We start from the raw sequence: 22,709 nt of genomic DNA, 5'->3' as shown, positions 1-22,709 counted from the left end.
ATTAATCTATTAGAGAGATCACATATGAACATGGATCAGCCTGGTTCAAATATAGCAACACAAGCGGGAAGCGATAAGCCAGTGTTTGGTGGCGTCACTTTCCTCAGATTATCTTTCATGATGCTGCTTCAATACGCCATCTGGGGCGCTTGGTTGCCGTTGCTATACACCTTTTTGAGTAAGGTTCGAGGCTTTGATGATGCAGAAATCGGTTATATGTTCATGGCGGGCGGTGTTGGCGCCTTGTTTGGCCCGTTCATCGCAGGACAGATAGCTGACCGCTGGTTCAACACAGAACGCTTTCTTGGCGTGAGTCACTTAATCGGCGCTGTCTTAATGTTGATTCTGGTTCAAATCACTTCATTCTGGGGATTCTTAGGGTTTGCATTGGCTTACTCAATTGTCTATTCGCCCACATTAGCACTCACAAACTCACTGAGCTTCCATCATCTGTCAGACCGTGACCGCCAGTTTGGCTGGGTTCGATTATGGGGAACCATTGGCTGGATTGCTGTGGGCATCGGCATTGGCCAGTGGTTGTATCACGCTTACTCTCCAGCAGATCTTGTTGAAACAGTTAAAGCTGCGAAGCTTGCGGTTGAAAATGCAAGTGAGTCAGCGCGCGTAGGCCTTGAAGCCACGCTACAAACGGCATCAGAGGCTCTTCATAAGGCGCAGGCGGAGGGTATGTATAACGCCTTTTACGTTGCAGCCATTCTTGGATTCATTATGGGTGTTTACTGTTTAACGCTGCCACGGACACCCCCACAGCGTGGACAGGAGTCCTTTGCCACTGGCGAAGCAATCAAAGAGGCATCGCGGAATCCACTTTTGATCTTGTTCCTGATCGCTATTCCAGTAAGCATGATTCACCAGTTCTATTTTCAGTTTACAGCGGTCTTCTTGGGCAACTACCAGGCACAAGCAGGCGAGGTTAATGACGCGATCAATGGCGTGTTTGGTGTTGGCGGCGGCGGGCTCATGACCATTGGCCAGATCGCTGAGGTGATCGTGTTGATGTTGATCCCACTTGTCGCCAAGCGATTTTCCAGGAAGACACTATTAGGAATAGGGCTGGTCGCTTATGCGGCACGGATGTTCCTGTTTGCTTATGTGGACTGGTTATCTGTATCTGTGGGCGTGCCCGTCATGGTGACGCTGATTACTGGCGTTGCATTGCACGGCTTATGCTTCGGTTGTTTCATCTTTGTGGCGTTCATGATCGTTGATGAAGAATGCACAAGAGATGTAAAAGCAAGTGCCCAAAACCTCTTTAATCTCATCATTGTCGGTATTGGCATCGTGGTTGGTAGTTATGTAGCCGGAAAGATTGGGACGATCTACACCAGCGAGGATGGTGTTAAGGACTGGCAGGGTCTTTTTGCTATTCCGATGTACACAGCAGTCGTTTGCCTGGCCTTTTTGGCCGTGTTTTATCCAGGGAAGGCTGCGATGGCCCGTATCCGTGAAAAAAGATCAATAACCACATAAATTCGGTGCAAGATGAAAGCATGACTGTCATATGTAGTTATGAGCAATACATGCGCAGAATCGCGGCGTTTTGTGTTTGCTATCGATTTCCTGCTTAGGTTGCTACAAGAATGGTCTTGAATTCCAACCTAAGGAATATCACGGCTTACTTATATTGGAATCATACATATGCAAAAGACAAGACCAATGATGGCTGCGATTTCTGGGCTCGTTGTGTTAAACACGACCATCTGTATAGAACAGAATAGCGATGCCGACTCCCCTAGTGAGGTGAGCTCACAGTTTCAAAATCAAACCAAGGCTTCCGTTAAGGCGAATCAAGTCGTCTTTTTATACAACAGTCAAAACAGCTTTTCTGCGGCAGCACACGAGGCTTATCTGGAAGCGCGTCCCGCTGTTCGATCGTTTGATATCAATCTTGAGTATACAGATACGTCTGATTGGTCAGATGATGATTGGAAGAACCCACCTCCAGGTGCGGTGACAAACTTCTACATGACACCACAAGCTTATCTCGATCACATTCGTCAGCCTTTGTCGGCATTTATTGAGACCGCGCCAGTTGAGATACTTGGGTTTGTGACAAGCCGCGGCCTTCCAGCGTTGGTGAGCGAGAATTTTCAGCCAGCAGGTAGTTTCCATGGTCAGTCTGATGGTGTGTGGAGCAGTCTTGAGGGCGCTCTTATGAAGCTCTCGATTGATGGCACCAAGGAGCAATACAAGAACCCATATGCAAAATCACGTGGTATCCCGGTCGCAACAATTCGCAATAGAGCCTGCGGTAAACCTGTTTATTTCGCCAGTCGACTCGATGCAACTTGGGGGCCAAACGGTGAAGCAAAGATCGATATGGTCCGAGCGCTTATTACACGGAGTCTCGACCTAGAAGTGAATAAACTTCAGGTGACAACGGTCGTTGATGGTCCCGGCGCGGAGTGCGGTTGGCCATATGACGCAATGGTGAATGTAGGCGCAGATGCAGCCCAACTGATGTACGAAAGTAACTGGTACGTTTATCAAGATCAGACTGTTGCGTTTCTACATGGCGCAAAACTAAGTGGGCTGACGTGGAATGACTGTTCGTGTACATCATCGAGCATTGAAGACTGCCCGAGAATAAGTACGGAAGAGCTCGCGTACATTGATTATCCAGAGCTTATTCACTTTGGCTTAGGCCGAAACTCATTGGTCCTCTGCTGTGAGGAGCAGTCAGGCAATCAGTGTCTTGGTGTTGAATGTGTTGACAGGGCTTATGTAGAAGATTACATCGCTCATGATGCAGGGTTGTTTATCAGTCTCGAGTCATACAACGGAAGGCAGATGCGTGGCGCTGGAACGTCTGGCCACGGTGATGTTCTAGACTGGATTAGTCGGGCCGGCGGTTCATTCACTTACGGTTATGTCAACGGTGGCGTCAATTTGGCGAAGCTTCCGTATATGGCGGATAATCTATACAACCACGGACTGACGTGGGGTGAAGCGTCTCTGTCTGGAATTGGCATACTTGGTTCGGAAGGGGCGCCAGTTGGTGATCCGCTCGCTCGGGTTCGAGTCTTGTCTCCGGATGTTAATCATGATCAGTCCGTTGATGAGGTGGACTTCGCACTTGTGATTGCACACATTGGACGCGATCCCTCCCAGATTGTGTTCATCGATCCTGATGTAGATGGCAACGGTGTGATTGATATGACCGACGCCAAGATTGTGCGCAGCAATACTGATTCACGTGTGCGCAATCCTATTGCTGGCACTAATGCGAATCTACCATCACATGATCCAGCGGAATGTTTCTTAACAGATCCAAATGCACCAGCGGATTTACCAAATGGCTATGTTTGCCGTGGTGATGTTAATCACGACGAGCAAATTAACAAAGAAGACTATGCTTGGGTGCAAGAATATATAGGGTGTAACTGCCCTCGCTTTGATGTGACACAAGATGGCGTTGTGGATCAGAGCGACCTGAATGCCATTCGTTCAAATATGGGACCATTATCTGTTGTAGCTGACGTCAACACAGACGGGGTAGTGACTTGTTCAGATCTTTGGATCGTTCAAGACAATATTGGATGCGACCCGTGCAGCGGCGACTTTGATTTTGAATGCGATGGAGTCGTTGATTTGGACGACACCTGGTTTGTTTTTGACTTCGCTGGACTTGGGATCGACGGCCTGATCAACGGTACGGTTGCGCTCGATCTTAATGGTGACGGCGTCGATTTTGAGTGTGGTGATCTCGCGATCATTCGAGAAAATTTCTGCGACATACCTGGAGAATGCGACCCCGCCTTTGATGTGAATGCCGATGGCGTTGTCAATTGCACAGATGAACTGTCATATCAAATGGTGTTCAGGCACGCCTTAGATGGCGAACTTGATAACTGCCCAGGATATGGGTGCGGTCACTGTCCTGAATAGTAAAAGTGTAAAGGGTTACTTTGCAACTGAGAAGTTGTCCGCCAGAACGTACGCATCGATAACGGCCCGCTCACCTTCTTTGCCGGGCTTGGCATTGCCGTGTTCCATACCAACGGGACCCGTATAACCCTTCTCAGCGAGAAACTTAAAGACGTTTCTATAGTTGATCTCACCAGTACCTGGCTCTCGCCGTCCTGGATTATCGCCCACTTGAATGTAAGCGATTTCATCCCAGCACTGATCCATGTGTTCGATGAGATTTCCCTCACTGGCTTGTTGGTGATAGATGTCAAACAAAATCTTGCATGACGGGCTATCGACTTGCTTCATGACTTCATAAGAGTGTGGCGTATAACGCAGGTACTGATTTGGATGATCTCGCCAATTGAGTGGTTCACAGCATAAAATCAGTCCATGTGGCTCACACAAGGCGCTTGCACGCTTGAGCGCTCGTACCACGTTGGCTTGTTGTTTATCTGGATCAAGTTGCGGGTCTATCGTTCCACAAACAACAGTGGCATACTTACCATTCAATCGTTTTGCGACCTCGATCGTTTCTTGCACATTGGCGCAAAATCGATCTTCAATATCCTTGTTGCCACTGGTAATCAGAGGTGGGCCAAAACCACCATCATTAGCAACCAAGACACCCATCAACATATTGTTGCGATCAAGGGCTTTGGCAATGGCATCTTGTTCCGCACGGCCTCGATGGCGCATGCTGTTGTCCTCAAAGGCCGTGAAACCTTCTGCAGACATAAAGTCAATTTGCCCAGTTGCATCGCCGCCGTGCTTACTAAACATGCCTAGGTGGGGCGCATACCTCAGTTGAAACTGGCGATTGGGTACCGATGGCTTTTCTGCATCTTGTTGTGCTGTTGTTCCTAGTGCAGTGCTTGCAAGCACCACTGCGGCTGAAGAGCCAATCGATGTTGTGAGAAAGTCTCTTCTATGCATCTTGAAAGCCTTTTGTTAAACCAGTGGGGTACGACCAGGTATTGCGACGGGCGGGACTTCAATGTCTCCAAATTCATACGCTTTGGGCGAGAGATCGAGTTGTGAATTCATTGCTTGATCCCACGACACCTCTTTGCCGGTGTAAGCAGACATTCGACCCATAATGGCGGTCAGTGTTGACTCCGCCACACGTTGCCCTTCATTGAGATAAGGTCCTTGCCCTCTGATTGAGGCAATCAGATCTCGGTGCTCCTGAACATAAGGGTTGGTGTTTTTGCCAGTGAATTGCCACGGTGTATTGCCAGCGAGTTGAGCAAATCCAGAGCGGAGCAAACAACGCCCCTCAGTTCCATGAAAAGCCTCTTCAACGCGCGAAGCACATCCATCTGTCTGGCGGCACATACTCATCACATGGCGGCCATTGGGATATTCATAATCAACCGCAAAGTGATCAAATATGTGCCCATACTCGTCACCGGTCCGGACCTCGCGGCCACCCATGCCCATACAGCGAACAGGCTGGCTGCCCATGACCCAATTAGCGACATCAAGATTATGGACATGCTGTTCAACAATGTGATCGCCAGAGAGCCATGTGAAGTAGAGCCAGTTGCGAAGTTGCCACTCCATCTCTGACCAATCTTCTTGGGGCTGTCGCACCCAAAGGCCACCCATATTCCAGTAAACCCGACCACTGGTGATCTCACCAATCTCACCGCGGTTAATACGTTCCATGGCATCGAGATAACAGCGCTCATGACGGCGCTGTGTGCCGGCGACCACACTGAGTTCATCGCCCCTGGCCTTTTCAGCAGCCCGAATCACTTGACGTATTCCCGAAGGATCGACGGCGGCAGGCTTCTCCATAAAGACATGTTTACCAGCATCAACTGCCGCTTCAAAGTGGATCGGCCGAAAGTGTGGCGGCGTTGCCAAGATCACCACATCAACATCATCTTTAAGTAGTTTGGTGTAGGCATCAAATCCTGTGTAACAGCTTGCATCCTTGACCTTACCTCGGCCACTTCCGTGTTCACTAATCGATTTGCGGCTGTTGTTCAGTCGATCAGGAAAGGCGTCTGCCATTGCAACAACATGCACATCCTCGTGGGCTTCGAGTGCATTGTGCGCAGCACCTGTACCACGCCCACCACAGCCGATAAGACCAACATTAATTGGCCTAGATGTTGAGCTATTTTGTCTTGCGAGTGCGGGCATGTTGGCAACCGCAAGTGCCGATGCGCTTAGTGTTGAGTAGCGCACAAAGTCGCGGCGCGTGACATTCCCTTGAGCATTGTCATGGGACCTAGGCATCTTTAATCTCCTTGCGCTACTCAGCTCGCATAGATGCGGTCCATACGCTCTGCGATATCACGTAATCGGGCTTCGTCGCCGCCTCCAACCTCTGCACTGCCCCAGCCGTCGTAACCAATGTCATCAATTGCTTGCATGACAGCGGGCCAATCACAGTCTCCTTCGAGAAGTTTAACTTGGAAGCCTTTCCAAAGACCCTCATCATTGCGCTTTTGGCGACTGAACTCTTTGATATCCAACTTGAAAACACGTGGCCCGAGTATGCGGATCCACTGTTCTGGATATCCATAGTTGACAATATTGCCGACGTCGAAGTACCAGCCGATATTAGGATTCTCAAATTCATCGACGTACCGAGCTGCTTCCATAGGACTCAATAAGAAATTGTTCCAGACATTCTCAATGGCAATCTTGATGCCAGTGTCATCACACAGTGGCAGTACTTTGCGAATCTCATCTTGTGAACGTTCATAGGCTTGGTCGTAAGTGACCTTCTTGTTGACGACAGCTGGAACCAACAGCACTGTCGTGCCCCCATAGCGAACGCACTGATTGATCGCTGTTTCAAGTCCACGGCGGCCTTCGCCGCGCACATTGGGATCTGGGTCAGAAAGTGTTTTCTGCCAGTGCACAGAGTCAACTACGCCGGGGATGAGTAGTCCAGTTGCATCTCGAGCGCGAAGCACCTCATCTTCATCAAGTCCGCTGGGGCTATCAAGTTCAACACCGTCATAGCCAATCTCTTTAAGTAAACGAAACTTATCTTCCACACTGCCGTCTACTTGAACCATGCCGTATTTAAGTGACTTCTTCATGTTCCGTCTCGGCCCTTGTTCTGTCGTGGAGTTATCTTGCGAACCCGTTCCTAGGCCAGCAGTGACACCAATCGCTGCAGCCGCACCTGTCAATTCAAGGAAACTTCGTCGCGACCAACCACTACGATGATTATGATTTTCACCCATCAAATTAGTTCCTATACAACTCTGCTTCGGCCAGGCACTGGAACAGGCACAACTTCGAGTTCGTTCCACCCATATTCGGTTGGCCCGAGGCGCTCGGTTGAATTCATGGCGTCATCCCACTCAACGGTTTGGCCGGTATAGGCCGCCATTCGGCCAATGATTGACATCATTGTGCTCTGTGTCATGAAGTCGCCATCATTAATGACATCACCAGCACGGATGGCTTTCATGAGTTCATTGTGTTCAACCTGATACATGTTGGCCGTCGGGCCATCGTAGCTCCACTCATTTTCACCAGTAATAACATGTTTAGGCGCCCAGCCATTGACCATGCAAGTACCTTTTGAGCCGTAGATATAGTCAGAGTTGTCGTTTGAGCAGCGGGGCATCTGTCTACAAGTATTGAAGCATCTGGCGCCACTGGGATACTCATAAATGACCGCGAAGTGGTCAAACACATTTCCTGACTCTGGTCCTTCGCGAACCTCACGTCCCCCCAGTCCAGTGGCGCGAAGTGGAGTTTGATTTTGCATGGCCCAATTTATTTTGTCGACACTATGGCATGATTGTTCAACAATGTGATCGCCTGAGAGCCAATTAAAGTGCCACCAGTTCCGCATCTGCCACTCAGTATCTGACCATTCCGGCTTTCGCGCTTGCTTGCCAAGTGTTCCAGTGTGATAAGTAGTATGTACGCACTGCACATCACCAATAGCGCCATCATGAATACGACGATATGTCTCTCTTTCGGGAAGGCTATACCGCCAGCAGAAGCCCGACATCAAGTTTGTGTTGTTGTCTTTTGCTTTCTGGACAGAGTCGATGACACTGCGTACGCCCGGGCCATCAACAGCCATCGGTTTTTCGCAAAAGACATGCTTACCAGCATTAACTGATGCGGCTAAGTGTTCGGGCCTGAAATGAGGGGGCGTGGCCAATATGACAACATCAACACCACTGTCAATGACGTTCTTATAGGCGTCAAAACCAGTAAAGCTGCGTTCGGCAGGTACCTTAACACGGTCATTTGCGTGCTCAACAAGGTTCTTTTTGCTGCGTTCAAGCCGATCTGGGAAAGCATCACCCATCGACCAAATGACGACACCGTCATCAGCTGAGAGAGCTTGTCCCGCGGCACCAGTTCCTCGTCCACCACAGCCAATGACACCTACCTTAATAGTGTCAGAGCCCCGCGCATATGCGAGAGGGCTGGCGATGATCGCTGAAGCAGCAGCAACTGCTGATGAGGTCTTAACAAAGTCGCGGCGCGATACACCGTGATTTGTTTCGACTGAATCTGCTGTTTCGGTACTTACGTTTTTCGACATTCTCTTTTTCCTTAATCAACACATACGACTCGAAGCCCGGCAAAAGGAGCATCTGCAAGCCACCACTGACTCTTTGGAATTTGGGGATCGCTGTCATTCCAATCGGGGACAGGCACTTGCACTACGGCACATCCGATTGGATTTTCGACATCTCGATATGAACCACCCATGAGTGCAGGTCCGTTTGATGTAGTCACCCATTCGGCGACATTACCACACATGTCATAAGTGCCTATTTGGCTCTTTAACTTTTCTCCAACAGGATGTGTTGTTCCATTTGCGTTGGATTTAAACCATGCATGGCTCTGTAAAGTTTCTTCTGCGATGAGACTGAGCTCGCAAGCTCGAGTCCATTGTGCTTGCGTCGGTATCTGATAGTGGCGATCGGTTTTGACTGAAAGCCACGCGCAAAAGGCTTCTGCGTTCTTGGCTGACATAGAGAGTGCTGGGTAGCCTGCATGACCCCAACCTCGATCGAATGTGACATATGGCTTGGATGGTCTTGTCATTCCATCTGCTTCCGCAGGGTTACCAGGCTCATCGAGCTCATAGACAAAGGTATCGTAGAGATCCCATGTCACCTCTTTGGCTTGAATCCAGAATGCAGGCATCGTTTGCGAAGCATCTTGATTCCCAGTGGTCACAGCAATCATCTGAATTGAGAGCGTGGTACCTGCAATCTGTTGGGTAAAGTCCCTAGACTCATTGGTTGTTTGGTGGAGTTGCTTGGCCGTGGATCCCTGATGGCGAGGCACGGCGGGCTGGCAAGAGGCCAATAGTGATACCGCCCCACATGAGCAGGCAGCCAGATAGGATGAGCTCCAGATTAATTTCATGAGACAACTCTCTCCAAGAAATAGCGTACCGGTGATCGCAGGTGCCGTCCTGCTGATCTGTGCTGGATGTCATTCATTAGGCTCTGGGCCCCAAAAAAGCTCCTATCACAAGATCATAATGGGTTGTCGGGTGGGTATCACGCTGTTTTGTGCCGATTCTGAACAAGCCAAACATGCGGCAATTCAAGGTTTTGCACGTCTTGAGTCGTTGGATGGGGAATTAAGCGACTATCTGGCCACAAGTCATTTGAGCAAAATCAATAGAGAGGCAGCGCAGAGAGAGATGCCCATGAAGGCAGATCTCCGCGCCATACTCCTGCGAAGCCTCGAGATTGCGCACCTATCGCAGGGGGCATTTGATCCGGCGGCGGGCTCAATTGTCGCCATATGGCGTCAGGCTCGTCAGCACGGGGAGGTTCCGGAAAGAGAAGCCATAGACAAGGCGGTGCAATCAGCGGGATACAAGAATATTGCATTGAGCGAGGATCTTAATTCAATCGCTTTGCTAAACCCTGGCACACAACTGGATCTTGGTGGCATTGGCAAGGGTTATGCGGCAGATCAGGTGTTACTGGCAATTGCACAATGTGGCCTCGATCAGGCCATGGTTGATGTGGGTGGAGATCTTGCCATTGGCGCTGCACCACCAGGGCGAGCAGGTTGGATGATTAAGTTGCCTGATACTTCTGGCAGTGCCTTCACGAAATTTGAACTCACGGATTGTGGGATCGCTACCAGCTCGGATAAGCACCAGTATCTAAGCAAGGGTGATCGCCGATATTCACACATTGTTGATCCTCGAACTGGACAAGCGCTCGTTAACGCCCCACAAGTCACGGTTGTGGCGGATGACGCTGCAACAGCTGATGCCTTAGCCTCCACATTGAGTGTGCTGGGCCCAGAGCGAACCATTTGTCTTATTGAAGCCCTTGGTGGAAGACTTGTGATCTTCTCAACGCCGAGCGAGCCTTTCGTGAGGTAGAATGCTGGGTGACAATCTACGAAAGGTCATGGTTGACTGATATGCATACTCTGGGCAAGGAGATTCAAGATGTCTAGCAAAGGCGATTTGAGCCGTCGGACATTTCTTGGAGCAGCAGCAGCAACCTCTGCGGCCACAGTTCTGTCATCGAAGAGTTTAGCCCAGGATCAGCCAGGCACGAACGCCAACCAGAAGCCACGTCAGTCAAAGAATGACAAGATCAATATAGGGGTGGTTGGTACAGGTGGAATGGGTCATGGCCACCTGCGAAACCTCATGTCTCGCAAGGACGCCGACAATGTTGTCGTTGGCCGCGTTTGTGATGTTTACCGACGCCGGCTTAATAGTGCCTTGAAAGTGACCGACAATCCGAGCGATCGCGGCACCATGGACTATCGCTATCTTCTTGATGATTCCGATATTGATGCCGTGTTGATTGCGACACCAGATCATTGGCACACCAAGATTGCGATTGAGGCAATGGAGTCGGGCAAAGATGTATACGTTGAAAAACCGCTGTCACTGACGACTGCTCAGGCGATCGAGTGCCGAGATGCAGTCAAGCGTACCGGCCGAGTTCTGCAAGTTGGGCCGCAAGGAACCAGTGACGATCGGTACTGGCGGGCCAGCAAAGCGATTGCAGATGGCCGCATCGGTAAAGTGACATGGAGTCAGGGGAGCTATTGCCGGAACTCAAGAGGTGGTCAGTTCAACTGGCATATCGATCCCGATGCAGGTCCGGGCGGTACAGAGGATGGTTATGTTTGGTGGGATCAATGGCTTGGTCACGAGCACAATCTGGCCGAGAAGATTCCCTGGAATGCGGATCACTTTTTCCGGTTCCGAAAGTACTGGGCATATAACGGAGGACTTGCCACAGACCTGCTCTATCACAAGTTGGCACCATTACTATTGGCGGTTAATGGTCCCAATGGCGCGTATCCAACACGGGTTGTTGCTGCTGGTGGTCGTTATCTAGAGAAAGATGACCGTGATATACCTGACAACTTTTTCATGATGGCGGAGTATCCCGGCGAGCATACGATCATGTTGGTCAGTGTGATGACCAACGACACGAATGTTCCCGTTCAGATTCATGGACAGTACGGATCGATGGATTTTAATGAAGCGCTTTCATTGTCAGAGCAGCGCACCTGGTGGCCGGAGTTTCGTAAGGCCAATGATGATCTACTTGAACACAAAATGGTCAAGGATGAAAACGGTAAAGAATATCCAGAGCCTGCTGAAGGCCAGGCAACATTTGAGATTGCAGCCGAATCTAGACCGGATCACATGGGGGCTTTCTTGGGTGCCATACGTGGGCAGTGCCAGCCCGCTTGTAATGTTGATCTTGGCTGCTCAACAATGGTCGCAATCAAGATGGCAGTCGAGTCATATCGAACAGGGCAAGCCTTACGTTGGGATCCACAAACAGAGCAGGTTGTTCCTGCTTGATTATGAGTCATCTCTGACTTTTTCTAAGGTAGCGTTTTGATTCGCCAGTATCGACAGGCTGAGTTGATGGATGATCCCGCGCTAAAAGCGGAATCACATGAGCGCGCGCTGAAAGGGCTTGCACGCATCAATCAGATTAGTGGCACCGCCAAAGAGATATGGCGAGAGCTACAACAGCATGTGAACCCTGGTGACAAAGTGAAGATGTTGGATATTGCGACGGGTGGCGCAGATGTACCAATTGAGGTTTTGAAGATTGCGAGGCAATTTGGCGTCACAATAGAGTTGACCGTATGTGATATTAGTGAGCGAGCTTTGGAATGGGCGCAACAGCGAGCTGATACGTTTGATCTCTCAATCAGTACATTTGTGCTGGACGTATGCAAAGAAGATATTCCAAACCAATTCCAGATCGTGACCTCAAGTCTCTTTTTGCACCATCTCGATCGAGATCAAGCCCAGGCAGTGCTCCGTCGTATGGGAGATGCTGCTTCTGGCCTTACACTAGTCAATGATCTCGAACGATCCGTGTTCGGTTATTGTGCTGCTCTTGCGGCTTCTCAACTGCTCACAAGATCACCGATTGTTCATACGGATGCGCCACGATCAGTGCGCGCTGCTTACACGAAGCAAGAAGCGAGTGATATGGCGAGAGAGGCTGGTTTAAAAAATGTGCAAGTGAGGCGTTGCCGACCTTTTCGTTGGCAATTGACAAGCAAGCCGTGACAGAGAGATCATTTTAATGTCGTTACCTTTAATTACAGACACCATCTCATTGAACAATGCTGTAAATTCCCGCTGGGATGTCATTGTCATTGGTGCCGGTATTGCTGGGGCTTCTGCCGCGGCAGGTCTGGCAAGTAAGGGTTGTCGCGCCCTATTGGTTGACCGATCATCTTTTCCTCGACACAAAGTTTGCGGTGGTTGCCTTAATGCGGCAGCCTTATCGAGTATGGCTCAGTTAGGTATTGCAGATCCTGCGATCTCAATGGATGCGCCACTGACTCGTAGTCTAAAAATTTACTGTGGAAAACGAAGTCCAAAAATGAACTTGGTGCCGGGGCGAGGTGTCTCTCGTGAATCATTAGATGTTCATCTTGTTGATCACGCCTGCCGATCCGGCGCCGATCTTCTGCAAGGGGTGACCGCTACCGTTGGCCAATCAAGCGACCGATCACGACAAGTTGAGTTGCGATCGCGCTCTGGAACAGTCACACTTGAGGCTGGCTTAGTTCTCGTTGCCGATGGACTTAATGGAAGAAGCCTAGCGACGACCAACTGCGCTGGTGTTGAGGTTTCCAATAGCTCTTATATAGGTGTTTCTTCAATCCTAGAAAGCCACGACTGCCAAGCAGATTTACAAACTATTCATATGTCGGTTGGACGCGAGGGCTATTTTGGGATCGTGCAAGTCGAGCATGGTAAATGGAGTGTGGCAGCGGCAATCAATCCGATGTTTGTGAAGTCTTCGGGCGGCGCTTCCCAGGCAATTACAAAGATTGCTCGTGAGGCAGGTTTTTCTGAGATGGGTGAAATTGATACAGTCACTTGGCGGGGTACGCCGCAACTCTCGCGGCGCCGACCAACAATTGCGGCAAACCGCATGCTTGTGTTAGGTGATGCGGCGGGTTATGTCGAACCTTTCACCGGCGAAGGCATGAGCTGGTCATTTGCGGCGGCCCTCGCCATCCAAGCAGTATCAGAATCCACTGGTGAGCACTGGGATGCGACTATTGAGAGATGGTGGAAAAAGACATATCGCCGGAATATCGCTCGGCGCCAACGTGTGTGCCGAGTAACAAAGCATGTCCTGCGGAAGCCTTGGTTGGCGTCCTCACTTGCTTGTGCGATGATCACCATGCCGCGGAGCAGCGGCTACTTGATTCGACGCGTGGGTCGGCCCAAAGTAAAAATCAACAAAAGCTACTCTAAACCTTGGAGTGTTGCATGAATACCTACTTACGAGGTTTGGGTATTGCTGCTCCAGAAGTATCAATAGGGCAAACTCGATTGGCAGCGTTGGCTAAGTCAATGTCAAGCTTGACCGCGAGACAGGATGAGTTTGTGTCTAGTGTCTTCGAAGGCACAAAAATTGATTTGCGGGGCAGTGTCCTCTTTCGAGATGGTCCTGAAGCATTTGGTGAGATGGACTTCTACACCCAAGCTTCAGATAGACATGATGGCGGCCCTACGACAGGCGATCGGATGGCGCGGTATCTCAAAGAAGCCCCAGCACTTGCTTTCGCTGCGTCCAAACGGGCTTTAGCTCAAGCGGAAATCTCTCCAGATGATGTGGCGCATCTTGTCATGGTCTCTTGTACTGGGTTCGCAGCGCCAGGGGTAGACATTGCTCTGATTGAAGAGTTAGGCCTCAGAAAGACCATCTCAAGATCGACGATTGGCTTTATGGGATGTCATGGAGCAATCAATGGCCTGCGAGTGGTTGATGGTCTTTGCCAAAGGCATCCAGATGATGTGGTGCTTCTTTGCGCAGTTGAGCTATGCAGCTTACATTACGCGTACCGATGGCATGCCCAGCGCGTCGTAGCCAATGCACTCTTTGCAGATGGCGCCGGTGCGCTTGTTTGTTCAGGCAAGAGCGGCGGCCTTGGCTGGCGGTTGATTGATACAGGCAGCTACCTCATGTCTTCAGGGAAGGATGCCATGTCTTGGCACATTGGAGATCATGGTTTTGAAATGACACTTGATCGTGAAGTTCCAAAACTCATTGAGAAGCATCTTCCTGGCTGGTTAACAAGTTGGCTAGCGCCACACGGCCTTACCATTAATGACATTGGCGGATGGGCCGTTCATCCAGGGGGCCCAGCTATATTGCAATCTGTCAAAGATTCACTTCAACTATCTGATGCTCAGATGGCGCCGTCCTATGACGTTCTAAGTCAACATGGCAATATGTCGTCGCCAACGGTGTTGTTTATTCTAGATCAGCTTCGTCGGAGTCATGCTGTTGAGAAATCAGAGGCGCCATACGTCATGCTGGCGTTTGGCCCTGGGCTGGCCGCTGAAATAGCGTTGATCCAACCCAATACCAGAAGTGACACACTTTGATGAACCAGCCACGGTAGATCGCCCCAGTGGCGTTCTTTGGGCCTAAATCTGTGCCATACAAGTTTTGAGATGACCAAGCGTGTTGCCATTCTGGCAGGGCGGATGGCGGTCTTGGCCAACGTATGGCAGAACCATACCCCATGATGCTGCTTTTTGGGGATGAAAGCGGTGGGCATGCGTATTGCAAGAACTCCATCAGTCGCAATTTCGCGACTCGGAAAAGAGAGGCAATGGGCCTCTTGAGAATCTGCGATTCCCTATTGAAGGAGTAACGCCATGACACCTCGAACAACAGTACCTGCCAATCTTGGCCGTATGCACAACGATGTAAACCGGATCTTTGACAATCTCACCAACTTCGGCGGCTCACTTATGAGCGAGAAGAAGCGATTCCCTGCACTCAATGTGATTGAGAACGAGACCACCTTATACGTTGAAGCAGAGGTCCCCGGTGTGACACTCGAAGAAATCGAAGTCACTTTGATCGGAACCGACTTAACAATCAAAGGCGTAAGAACAATCCACATTCCTGAAAATGCACAGGTTGTTTGTCAAGAGTGCGGCGGTCTAACCTTCGAACGCACAATCGAACTTCCTTTTGATGTTGTTGCTGATAAGGTCGAAGCAAAAATCACAAACGGTGTTCTCGTCATTGTCCTTCCTAAGAGCGAGAACAGCCGAACCCAGACGATAAAAGTCAAGGGTGCATAAAAGTTACCGACATCGGAATACGCCCGCGATCACAATGATCGCGGGCGGTTCACTGGAGTAGGAGTAATACAAATGTCAACCAAACGAAACATCAAAATCCAAGGCGCATCAAACAACACTGATGATGTTCAAAAGAATTTCGGCACTGAAGTGAGCTGCGAAAACCATAGTCTGGCCGATCGGTCACGACGCGTGATAGCACGAGTGGGTTCGGTGCTCAATAACTCTGGCCGCGTCCTAGATAAGACCGGACGGACTATTACAGCAGGCGGAAAAGCGTCGGCACAGCTTGGTCGAGTCCTTGGGCGAAGTCACTTTGCTGATCAGATGCCCGAGGTAGATTCACATCGTGCTCCATTGAACATCAGTGAAACCGAGATGGGATATATGATTTATGTCGCACTACCAGGTTGTACCAGCGAGACCACTACGGTGACTCGAGTCGAAAATGACCTTTGGGTCAAAGCCTGGAGCAATGTAGAAATGCTTGATGAAACAAATGCACGTATGCACTTGCAGGAAACTAAACTCGGAAACTGGCACCGACACATTCGATTGGGTCGGGATATTGACACCGAGGGTCGTATAACCGCGAAATGCTGCAACGGTGTACTCGTGATTTGCCTTCCAAAAAAGGAAGAAGCGCAACTCCGTAATGTCCGTGTGGACTAGGCGTAGCGAACAACATATTTGTTCCCGATGATTGGGAAGCCAAGCCCGCGCCAAGAGCGCGGGCTTTCGCATTCAGTAATAAGCTGTTTTTAGACCCCTCAATTGTCTTCGCCCCAACATAATCAGTATGCTGGTTCGTGTTACATGTCGTTTATCGTCATCGAGCATGGGAGCACCATCGTGGTTAATGTTGGCATTGTCGGCTTTGGATTTATGGGTAAGACCCACTTTGGCGCCTATCAGGCAGATCCTCGCGCGATTGTCACGGGATTGATGAGCATTAACCGTGAGTCATTTAGCGATGATTCTGCGGGAAACATTACTGGGCAAGGTCAGCTTGGTGACTACTCGAGCGCACAGATTTATGACACCCTCGAAGATCTTCTTGCGAATAATGACATTGATGCTGTATCCATATGCACGCCGACGCATCTACATGCCAAGCTCGCTTTACAGGCGCTCTCACAGGGCAAGCACGTGTTACTTGAAAAACCATTGTGTAGGTCATGGCAGGAAGCCCAAGTGTTTCTTCAAGAACTTCAAGCCTTCCCTGACCTGGTTTGTATGCCCGCAATGTGTATGCGTTTTTGGCCTGGATGGACTTGGCTCAAAGAGCAAGTAGATCAAGAGACCTATGGTCGAGTGTTGTCAGCAACCTTTACACGTCTTGGCTCGGCGCCACTGTGGGGCGATGGCTTCTATCAGGATGCGAATCGGTGCGGCGGCGCAATTCTCGATCTACATGTGCATGATGTTGACTTTATTCGATACTGTTTCGGTGAACCTCAAAGTGTGCATGCATATGGCCGGGTTGGAAAAAGTAGTGGCGTGGATCATGTTGTTGCGAGGTTTGGTTATGAACATGATGCGTTGATTACTGCAGAGGGCGGTTGGCTTCCGTCATCAAAGTTTCCTTTTCAAATGGGCTACCGTGTTGCATTTGAATCGGGTATTGCGGAGTATCAACTCGGACGCGAGCAGCCACTCATTTTTATAAAGAGCGATGGAGATCAGCAAATTATTGAGTTATCTGATCAGACGGGATATGAAGCAGAGGTAGCACACTTTCTAGATTGTGTTGAATCTAGAAAAAACAGTTCGGTTGTCACTGCTGAAGATGGTGCTGAATCACTGCGTCTGATCGATGCTGAACTCAGCAGTATTGAGACGGGGCGGTCTACCGTCTTTGCGAACGTTAACAAATAGTGTCTTACATCGTAATGCGAGTTTATGTGGTTTCAGGATTTGTTAGTTGATTCTGCAACCAAGCTCTTGCAAATCGCCAATCACCTTTGACTGTGCGTTCGGAGACATCGAGTAATTCTGCAGTTTCTTCGACGCTCATTCCACCAAAGAACCGAAGCTCTACCACCTTTGCTTGGCGCTCATTAAGCTGAGCGAGCTCACTGAGTACAGCGTCAAGGCGTTCGAAGTCAAGGTCATCATGTTGGGTAAGGTTAGGCACACCTTGCAGTGTGATTCTTCGCCAATCGCCACCACCTCGCTTTGCAGCGCGATGGGCGCGGGCATGGTCAACTAAAATCCGGCGAATCGCTTGGGCGGCGATGGCCATGAAGTGTTGTTTGCCTTTCCAATCTGTCGAGGCCTGATCTATTAATTTCAGATAAGCCTCATGAACCAGAGCTGTTGGCTGAAGCGTGTGGTCGGCTCGCTCGCGGCGTAGAAAAGAACGTGCCAGCATACGAAGTTCATCGTAAACCACAGGTAGTAATCGGTCTGCGGCGGAAGAATCGCCGTCACATAATTCACCCAAAATCTGAGTGACTTCGCTTGGAGATTGTTCTGGCACAAACCATCCTTTCACGTTCGCTAGGCGGGGCAATTGTAGCTGGAAGGGATACCCTGTCAGGCGCCTTCGGGTAGCTGAAATTGTTGTGAGGCCGATTAGGCCACCCTTAGGCCATTAAATAGCAGCATGCTAAGCTGATTTTGAGGGCTAAACCAAAATTACCGGCCTGTCGCTCCTTAAAACTTCGCATCCATATGATGCCAGCGTACACTTTACCCAGAGGAAGAGTATGAGCAGGGTTAACCAGGCATCAAAAAGTGATCCCAGTGAGGGGAGCACTATGAAGGCAAATCGCGCTATCTCGTTTGGCGCGTTATGGCTCTGCGTCATCGCGTTTGCCACTCGGCCAGCAATTGGTGTTGAGAACATTAATGTTCCGGCTGATGTGAGGACCATCCAGGCGGCAATCAATCAAGCACGTTCTGGCGATCAGATCATTGTTGCTCCAGGCCGTTACCTAGAGAGCATTGATCTCATGGGTAAGGCTATTAAGGTTCGTAGTTCTGGTGGTAGAGATGTCACAGTGCTCGATGGCATCGGTAGCCACAATAGTGTCATTCGTTTTATTCGTGGAGAGGGCCGTTCAACGGTTGTTTCTGGTTTTACTATTACCGGTGGGACGGGAAATCAGAAAATTTACGGCCCAGATGCGACCATTGGCGGTGGCGTGTTGATTCTAGAAAGCAACCCAACAATTCAAGACTGCCGCTTTGAAAATAACCAGGCTACTTATAACGGTGGGGGTGTTTACAGTGGTTACGAATGCGCGCCATTGATTCGGCGATGTGAGTTTGTGTCAAATCATGCCGAGCGTGGTGGCGGAGCATACAACTCCTTTAGCACCGCCAACTATGAAGACTGCCGGTTTATTCTCAATATGGCAACCTTTGGTGGCGGTGGAATCTACAATGGCAACAATAGCCGCCCCTATATTCTCAATTGTGAATTTCAGGCCAATCTTGCGTCGTATAACGGCGGTGGCATCTACGATTATGAGAGCAACGCTCTATTGGAGAAGTGTGTTTTCAGTCGAAACGCAGCGAATTATAGCGGTGGAGCGGTTTATAACGGCTACCTGAGCGATATCCGTCTTAAGCGATGTACCTTCCTGACGCCAATGGATGATGTTGCCGGTTCAGGTGGATTCGTTTTGAACCCAACACTTGTTTACGGCGCGTGTTGTCTTCCTGAGGCATGCGTTCAGGTGAGCGAGATAGATTGTTTGAATGCGGGTGGGAAATATGGTGGGCCAAAGAGTAGTTGTGACGCCTACATTTGCCCCGAGTTCTGTGCTTCAGATCTCAACCTTGACGGTGTTGTCAACGCGTCAGATCTTGCTCGCTTGCTTTCAGATATGGGCGCCTGTTCGCCAGTAAACCAAGAGTCTGAGTCTGAGTCTGAGTCTGAGTCCGAGTTAAAGACAGAGCCGAGTCCGCCTCTCGGCTTGCTTGATGAAGCAGATTTTCTTAGTTCACAGAGTTCTGTCACTCTGGCGTAAGTGCCCACAGCGACAAAAAGAAACCTCTGCGTTGTTAGAGTTGGTTGCCTTCCTATCAGACTATGTCGTCAGACAATAGCCTGCTGCCATCTCCTTAAAGGATGCCACTTGGGCCTCAACCCATGCCTCATCATGGCCCAGTTCTGCCGCCATGAGCCGGGCGGCGTCTGGCGCTGCCTCAATGGCGGCCTTTGCATTAAGGAGAAGTGAACGTGTTCGCCTGGCGAGTACATCCTCCAGGCAAATTGCCATTTCATGACGCGCTGCCCAACTAATCTGGCCGCGCAAGTAGGGTAGGCCCTGGTGTAGTGGCTTACGCCGATCTTCGTTCTGGTCGATAAATTCTTGAACAGCGGTCGCTTCGCTGCCATACATTTGGAAGTGGCCTTCCTTGGGTAAAGCTGGATCTTCACGACTCATCCAGCCATGGAGTTTGAGCGTCTTCGTTCGACACTCAACCGTTGGCAGGCCTCCTACCGGCGCCGCGGCATCAACAGTGTCCTCAGCCATTCGGCGGAAGGTGGTCCATTTTCCACCCATGATCGAAACTAAACCACCATGTGAGATTTCAACTTTATGTTCACGTGAAATCGACTTCGTTTTACCGCCAGTTCCGCCTTCATGAACCAATGGTCTTTGGCCAGCAAACACAGCTAATACATCTGCTTCGGTAGGATCTTTTTCAAGATAACGATTTGCATTGCGCAAGATAAACTTAATTTCATCGGCAAGTGGGCGCGGCTCTAACTCTGGCTTCGGCATTGGTGTGTCTGTTGTGCCCACAAGCACGCGTTCATGCCATGGAATAACGAAGAGCACTCGTCCGTCATCAGTATGCGGAACCATAATGGCGGTCTTCGATGGTTGGAATGAAGCATCAAGCACAAGGTGAACGCCTTGGCTTTGAGAAATGAGCATTTCAGTATCTGGATCATCCATTTTTCGTATTGCATCACTGAAGATACCGGTTGCATTAATAACAACCTTTCCACGAAACTCGTGAGTATCACCAGACAGCTCATCTTGGGCTTTCACCCCGGTGATTAAATCGTTGTCCTTGATAAATCCTTTGACGCCCATGTAATTCACAAGTGCGGCACCATTGTCAGCAGCCGTCTGAGCGAGCGTAAGCGCAAGTCTGGCATCATCAAACTGTCCGTCGAAATACATGGTGCCGCCCAGAAGGTGTTCTTGCTCAATATTTGGAATACGAGCAATAGCTTCCTCCCGGGAAAGTTTACGGGATGGCGCCAGGTTCAATTTGCCAGCTAAAAGGTCGTAAAGTTTGAGTCCAATGCCATAAAAGGGGCCTTCCCACCACTTATAACGAGGAACAACAAAGGCGAGATCATGAACGAGGTGCGAGGCATTTTGGCAAAGAAGTCCTCGCTCATAGAGCGCTTCATTAACCAAAGATATGTTTCCCTGTTGTAGATATCGTACCCCGCCATGAACCAGTTTCGTACTTCGGCTTGAAGTTGCTTTTGCAAAGTCATGCTGTTCTAAAAGAAGGGTTCGATAGCCTCTTGATTGTGCGTCAACAGCGGCGCCAAGGCCACTGGCTCCGCCACCAACAACAATCACATCCCATTCTTGGGAAGTGGCGCTTTGGAGCATCTCATTTCGATTCATGTTAATTCCCTAAATCAAATGTAGTGTCAAGATCAGTCAGTAGCCCAATCTTTAGCCCGTTCAACTGCACGTAGCCATTGGGCGCGTTGTGATTGACGTGTTGCTTCGTCCATTTTCGGCTCGAATGTGCGATCAATAGAATAATGTGCTTTGATTTCTGAAGTGTCCTTCCAGACGCCAGTGGCAAGTCCGGCCAAGAAGGCTGCACCCAGACCTGTCGTTTCAACATGAACAGGTCGCTCAACAGGCTTTCCAAGAAGATCGGCTTGAATCTGCATAAGTAGATTACTTTGGGAAGCTCCACCATCGACACGTAGCACACCCAAATCACACTTTGCATCGCCGAGCATTGCCTCGGCAACATCCGCGACTTGATGAGCGATGCCTTCAAGCGTTGCACGACAGATGTGGGCTGCGGTGGATCCGCGCGTCAAACCGAGGATCGTGCCTCGGGCACTATGGTCCCAATGAGGTGCGCCCAGACCAGCAAAAGCGGGTACCAACCAGACGCCGCCATTGTTCTCAACCTTTTCAGCCATGACGTTGACGTCTGGTGCTTGTTTGATGATACCCAGACCATCACGGAGCCACTGGATAGAGGCCCCGCCCATGAAGATGCTGCCTTCTAATGCGTACTGGATTTCTTGCCCCTCCATCTGCCAGGCAATCGTAGTCAGTAGGCCATTGGCACTGTCGACGGGCGTATTACCTGTTGGCGTCAGTAGGAAACAGCCAGTACCAAAGGTGTTCTTACACTCGCCCTTCTTTGTGCAGAGTTGGCCGAACAAAGCTGATTGTTGGTCGCCACCAATTCCGGAAATCGGTATTGAACTACCAAACAAGGAAGGGTCCGTCTCACCACATACGCCGCTTGAAGGAACAATTTTTGGCAATATTGATCTTGGGACGCCAAAGAGTTCAAGTAGTTCGTCATCCCAGCTGCCAGTGCGGATATTCATAAGCAGTGTTCGGCACGCATTCGATACATCTGTGACATGAACCTGGTGACCAGTGAGCTTGTAGATCAACCATGATTCAATTGTTCCCATTGCCAGCGAACCAGCATTGGCGGCATCTTGCGCACCTGGCACATGATCGAGTAGCCATTTAATCTTCGTTGCTGAAAAGTATGGATCGAGGACAAGACCTGTTTTGGATTGAACCATCGGCTCGTGCCCGTCGGCTTTGAGTTGATCAATCGTCTTTGCGGTTCTTCGATCTTGCCAGACAATGGCATTCGCAATTGGCTCGCCTGTTGCGCGATCCCACAGCACGACGGTTTCTCGCTGATTTGTGATGCCAATACATGTGATATCACGCCCACTTAGACCAGCTTTTTTGAGAGCATCTCTGGCGGTGTCCAATTGGGCTTGCCAGATGGTTTGGGCATTATGTTCAACCCAGCCTGGCTGAGGAAATATCTGTTCAAACTCTTGTTGTTCAACAGCAACAATTTCGACATCGTCGCTGATGATCATTGAGCGACAGCTACTGGTTCCCTCATCTAGCGCTAATACATGACTCATTTGTGACCGCTCCTTAGCGAGAGATCATCGGGAATCTCTGGTCAGTAT

19 protein-coding genes are annotated in these 22,709 nt (G+C 49.9%); 11 read left to right on the top strand and 8 right to left on the bottom strand.

Annotation, left to right across the window (positions count from 1 at the left end; translation table 11 throughout):
* Positions 1-24 precede the first annotated feature (24 nt).
* Both P8J86_04865 and P8J86_04860 read left to right on the top strand, forming a co-directional pair.
* A complete protein-coding gene (locus P8J86_04865; protein MDG2054021.1) occupies positions 25-1,491 on the top strand; it encodes an MFS transporter in 1,467 nt (488 codons plus the stop codon).
* A 168-nt stretch (positions 1,492-1,659) separates the two neighbouring features.
* Positions 1,660-3,909, top strand: coding sequence for a dockerin type I domain-containing protein (locus P8J86_04860; GenBank protein ID MDG2054020.1), 2,250 nt, complete (start codon positions 1,660-1,662; stop codon positions 3,907-3,909).
* Between the two features lie 15 nt (positions 3,910-3,924).
* On the opposite strand, the gene P8J86_04855 is transcribed toward P8J86_04860, so the two are convergent.
* The 5 genes from P8J86_04855 to P8J86_04835 are packed head-to-tail and all read right to left on the bottom strand — an operon-like array spanning position 3,925 to position 9,306.
* Positions 3,925-4,866 carry a TIM barrel protein gene (locus tag P8J86_04855; protein ID MDG2054019.1) on the bottom strand — a complete coding sequence of 314 codons (942 nt, stop codon included), beginning with the start codon at positions 4,864-4,866 and terminating at the stop codon, positions 3,925-3,927.
* A 15-nt stretch (positions 4,867-4,881) separates the two neighbouring features.
* Positions 4,882-6,180, bottom strand: a complete 1,299-nt coding sequence (locus P8J86_04850) for a Gfo/Idh/MocA family oxidoreductase (GenBank protein MDG2054018.1) — start codon at positions 6,178-6,180, stop codon at positions 4,882-4,884.
* Between the two features lie 20 nt (positions 6,181-6,200).
* Positions 6,201-7,142 (bottom strand): sugar phosphate isomerase/epimerase, encoded by a 942-nt coding sequence (locus P8J86_04845; GenBank protein MDG2054017.1) that lies wholly within the window; start codon positions 7,140-7,142, stop codon positions 6,201-6,203.
* 11 nt (positions 7,143-7,153) lie between these two features.
* Positions 7,154-8,470: a Gfo/Idh/MocA family oxidoreductase gene (locus P8J86_04840; protein MDG2054016.1), complete on the bottom strand. Its 1,317-nt coding sequence runs from the start codon at positions 8,468-8,470 to the stop codon at positions 7,154-7,156.
* Positions 8,471-8,481: 11 nt separating this feature from the next.
* Positions 8,482-9,306, bottom strand: coding sequence for an SUMF1/EgtB/PvdO family nonheme iron enzyme (locus P8J86_04835; GenBank protein ID MDG2054015.1), 825 nt, complete (start codon positions 9,304-9,306; stop codon positions 8,482-8,484).
* Between the two features lie 130 nt (positions 9,307-9,436).
* Here P8J86_04835 and P8J86_04830 point away from each other — a divergent pair, with 130 nt between their 5' ends.
* The 8 genes from P8J86_04830 (at position 9,437) to P8J86_04795 (ending at position 17,401) form a co-directional block, all read left to right on the top strand.
* Positions 9,437-10,288, top strand: coding sequence for an FAD:protein FMN transferase (locus P8J86_04830; GenBank protein MDG2054014.1), 852 nt, complete (start codon positions 9,437-9,439; stop codon positions 10,286-10,288).
* A 69-nt stretch (positions 10,289-10,357) separates the two neighbouring features.
* The gene (locus P8J86_04825) at positions 10,358-11,743 is read left to right on the top strand and encodes a Gfo/Idh/MocA family oxidoreductase (protein MDG2054013.1); all 1,386 of its coding nucleotides are present in this window, start codon (positions 10,358-10,360) and stop codon (positions 11,741-11,743) included.
* Between the two features lie 66 nt (positions 11,744-11,809).
* Complete coding sequence (locus P8J86_04820; GenBank protein ID MDG2054012.1) at positions 11,810-12,469, top strand: methyltransferase domain-containing protein; 660 nt, start codon at positions 11,810-11,812, stop codon at positions 12,467-12,469.
* 16 nt (positions 12,470-12,485) lie between these two features.
* Entirely contained in the window at positions 12,486-13,694 is a 1,209-nt protein-coding gene (locus P8J86_04815; protein MDG2054011.1) for an FAD-dependent monooxygenase, read from the top strand.
* On the top strand, positions 13,691-14,812 hold the full coding sequence (locus P8J86_04810; GenBank protein ID MDG2054010.1) for a type III polyketide synthase: 1,122 nt from the start codon (positions 13,691-13,693) through the stop codon (positions 14,810-14,812). The genes P8J86_04815 and P8J86_04810 overlap by 4 nt, the downstream gene beginning before the upstream one ends.
* A gap of 276 nt (positions 14,813-15,088) precedes the next feature.
* Positions 15,089-15,523, top strand: coding sequence for an Hsp20/alpha crystallin family protein (locus P8J86_04805; protein MDG2054009.1), 435 nt, complete (start codon positions 15,089-15,091; stop codon positions 15,521-15,523).
* Positions 15,524-15,595: 72 nt separating this feature from the next.
* A complete protein-coding gene (locus P8J86_04800; protein ID MDG2054008.1) occupies positions 15,596-16,195 on the top strand; it encodes an Hsp20/alpha crystallin family protein in 600 nt (199 codons plus the stop codon).
* Positions 16,196-16,339: 144 nt separating this feature from the next.
* A complete protein-coding gene (locus tag P8J86_04795) occupies positions 16,340-17,401 on the top strand; it encodes a Gfo/Idh/MocA family oxidoreductase (GenBank protein ID MDG2054007.1) in 1,062 nt (353 codons plus the stop codon).
* A gap of 22 nt (positions 17,402-17,423) precedes the next feature.
* Here the strand turns inward: P8J86_04795 and P8J86_04790 are convergent, their stop codons facing one another.
* On the bottom strand, positions 17,424-18,005 hold the full coding sequence (locus tag P8J86_04790) for a sigma-70 family RNA polymerase sigma factor (protein MDG2054006.1): 582 nt from the start codon (positions 18,003-18,005) through the stop codon (positions 17,424-17,426).
* A gap of 280 nt (positions 18,006-18,285) precedes the next feature.
* Between P8J86_04790 and P8J86_04785 the strand changes: the two genes are divergently transcribed.
* A complete protein-coding gene (locus tag P8J86_04785; protein MDG2054005.1) occupies positions 18,286-19,503 on the top strand; it encodes a hypothetical protein in 1,218 nt (405 codons plus the stop codon).
* A gap of 60 nt (positions 19,504-19,563) precedes the next feature.
* Here P8J86_04785 and P8J86_04780 read toward each other — a convergent pair whose 3' ends face one another.
* Together P8J86_04780 and glpK are read right to left on the bottom strand one after the other, a co-directional pair.
* A complete protein-coding gene (locus P8J86_04780; protein MDG2054004.1) occupies positions 19,564-21,135 on the bottom strand; it encodes a glycerol-3-phosphate dehydrogenase/oxidase in 1,572 nt (523 codons plus the stop codon).
* A gap of 32 nt (positions 21,136-21,167) precedes the next feature.
* The gene (glpK, locus tag P8J86_04775) at positions 21,168-22,661 is read right to left on the bottom strand and encodes a glycerol kinase GlpK (GenBank protein MDG2054003.1); all 1,494 of its coding nucleotides are present in this window, start codon (positions 22,659-22,661) and stop codon (positions 21,168-21,170) included.
* Between the last annotated feature and the right edge of the window lie 48 nt (positions 22,662-22,709).

Source organism: Phycisphaerales bacterium, assembly GCA_029268515.1.
Taxonomy (GTDB): Bacteria; Planctomycetota; Phycisphaerae; order Phycisphaerales; family SM1A02; genus JAQWNP01.
Note: the sequence above shows the minus strand (reverse complement) of the source record. Positions and strands in the feature narration are given on the sequence as shown.

Excerpts from the sequence above, each read along its gene's own strand:
- P8J86_04865 (MDG2054021.1), top strand. The coding sequence starts at position 25 with ATGAACATGGATCAGCCTGGTTCAAATATAGCAACACAAGCGGGAAGC.
- P8J86_04860 (MDG2054020.1), top strand. The coding sequence starts at position 1,660 with ATGCAAAAGACAAGACCAATGATGGCTGCGATTTCTGGGCTCGTTGTG.
- P8J86_04855 (MDG2054019.1), bottom strand. The coding sequence starts at position 4,866 with ATGCATAGAAGAGACTTTCTCACAACATCGATTGGCTCTTCAGCCGCA.
- P8J86_04850 (MDG2054018.1), bottom strand. The coding sequence starts at position 6,180 with ATGCCTAGGTCCCATGACAATGCTCAAGGGAATGTCACGCGCCGCGAC.
- P8J86_04845 (MDG2054017.1), bottom strand. The coding sequence starts at position 7,142 with ATGGGTGAAAATCATAATCATCGTAGTGGTTGGTCGCGACGAAGTTTC.
- P8J86_04840 (MDG2054016.1), bottom strand. The coding sequence starts at position 8,470 with ATGTCGAAAAACGTAAGTACCGAAACAGCAGATTCAGTCGAAACAAAT.
- P8J86_04835 (MDG2054015.1), bottom strand. The coding sequence starts at position 9,306 with ATGAAATTAATCTGGAGCTCATCCTATCTGGCTGCCTGCTCATGTGGG.
- P8J86_04825 (MDG2054013.1), top strand. The coding sequence starts at position 10,358 with ATGTCTAGCAAAGGCGATTTGAGCCGTCGGACATTTCTTGGAGCAGCA.
- P8J86_04820 (MDG2054012.1), top strand. The coding sequence starts at position 11,810 with ATGGATGATCCCGCGCTAAAAGCGGAATCACATGAGCGCGCGCTGAAA.
- P8J86_04815 (MDG2054011.1), top strand. The coding sequence starts at position 12,486 with ATGTCGTTACCTTTAATTACAGACACCATCTCATTGAACAATGCTGTA.
- P8J86_04810 (MDG2054010.1), top strand. The coding sequence starts at position 13,691 with ATGAATACCTACTTACGAGGTTTGGGTATTGCTGCTCCAGAAGTATCA.
- P8J86_04805 (MDG2054009.1), top strand. The coding sequence starts at position 15,089 with ATGACACCTCGAACAACAGTACCTGCCAATCTTGGCCGTATGCACAAC.
- P8J86_04800 (MDG2054008.1), top strand. The coding sequence starts at position 15,596 with ATGTCAACCAAACGAAACATCAAAATCCAAGGCGCATCAAACAACACT.
- P8J86_04795 (MDG2054007.1), top strand. The coding sequence starts at position 16,340 with ATGTCGTTTATCGTCATCGAGCATGGGAGCACCATCGTGGTTAATGTT.
- P8J86_04785 (MDG2054005.1), top strand. The coding sequence starts at position 18,286 with ATGAAGGCAAATCGCGCTATCTCGTTTGGCGCGTTATGGCTCTGCGTC.
- P8J86_04780 (MDG2054004.1), bottom strand. The coding sequence starts at position 21,135 with ATGAATCGAAATGAGATGCTCCAAAGCGCCACTTCCCAAGAATGGGAT.
- glpK (MDG2054003.1), bottom strand. The coding sequence starts at position 22,661 with ATGAGTCATGTATTAGCGCTAGATGAGGGAACCAGTAGCTGTCGCTCA.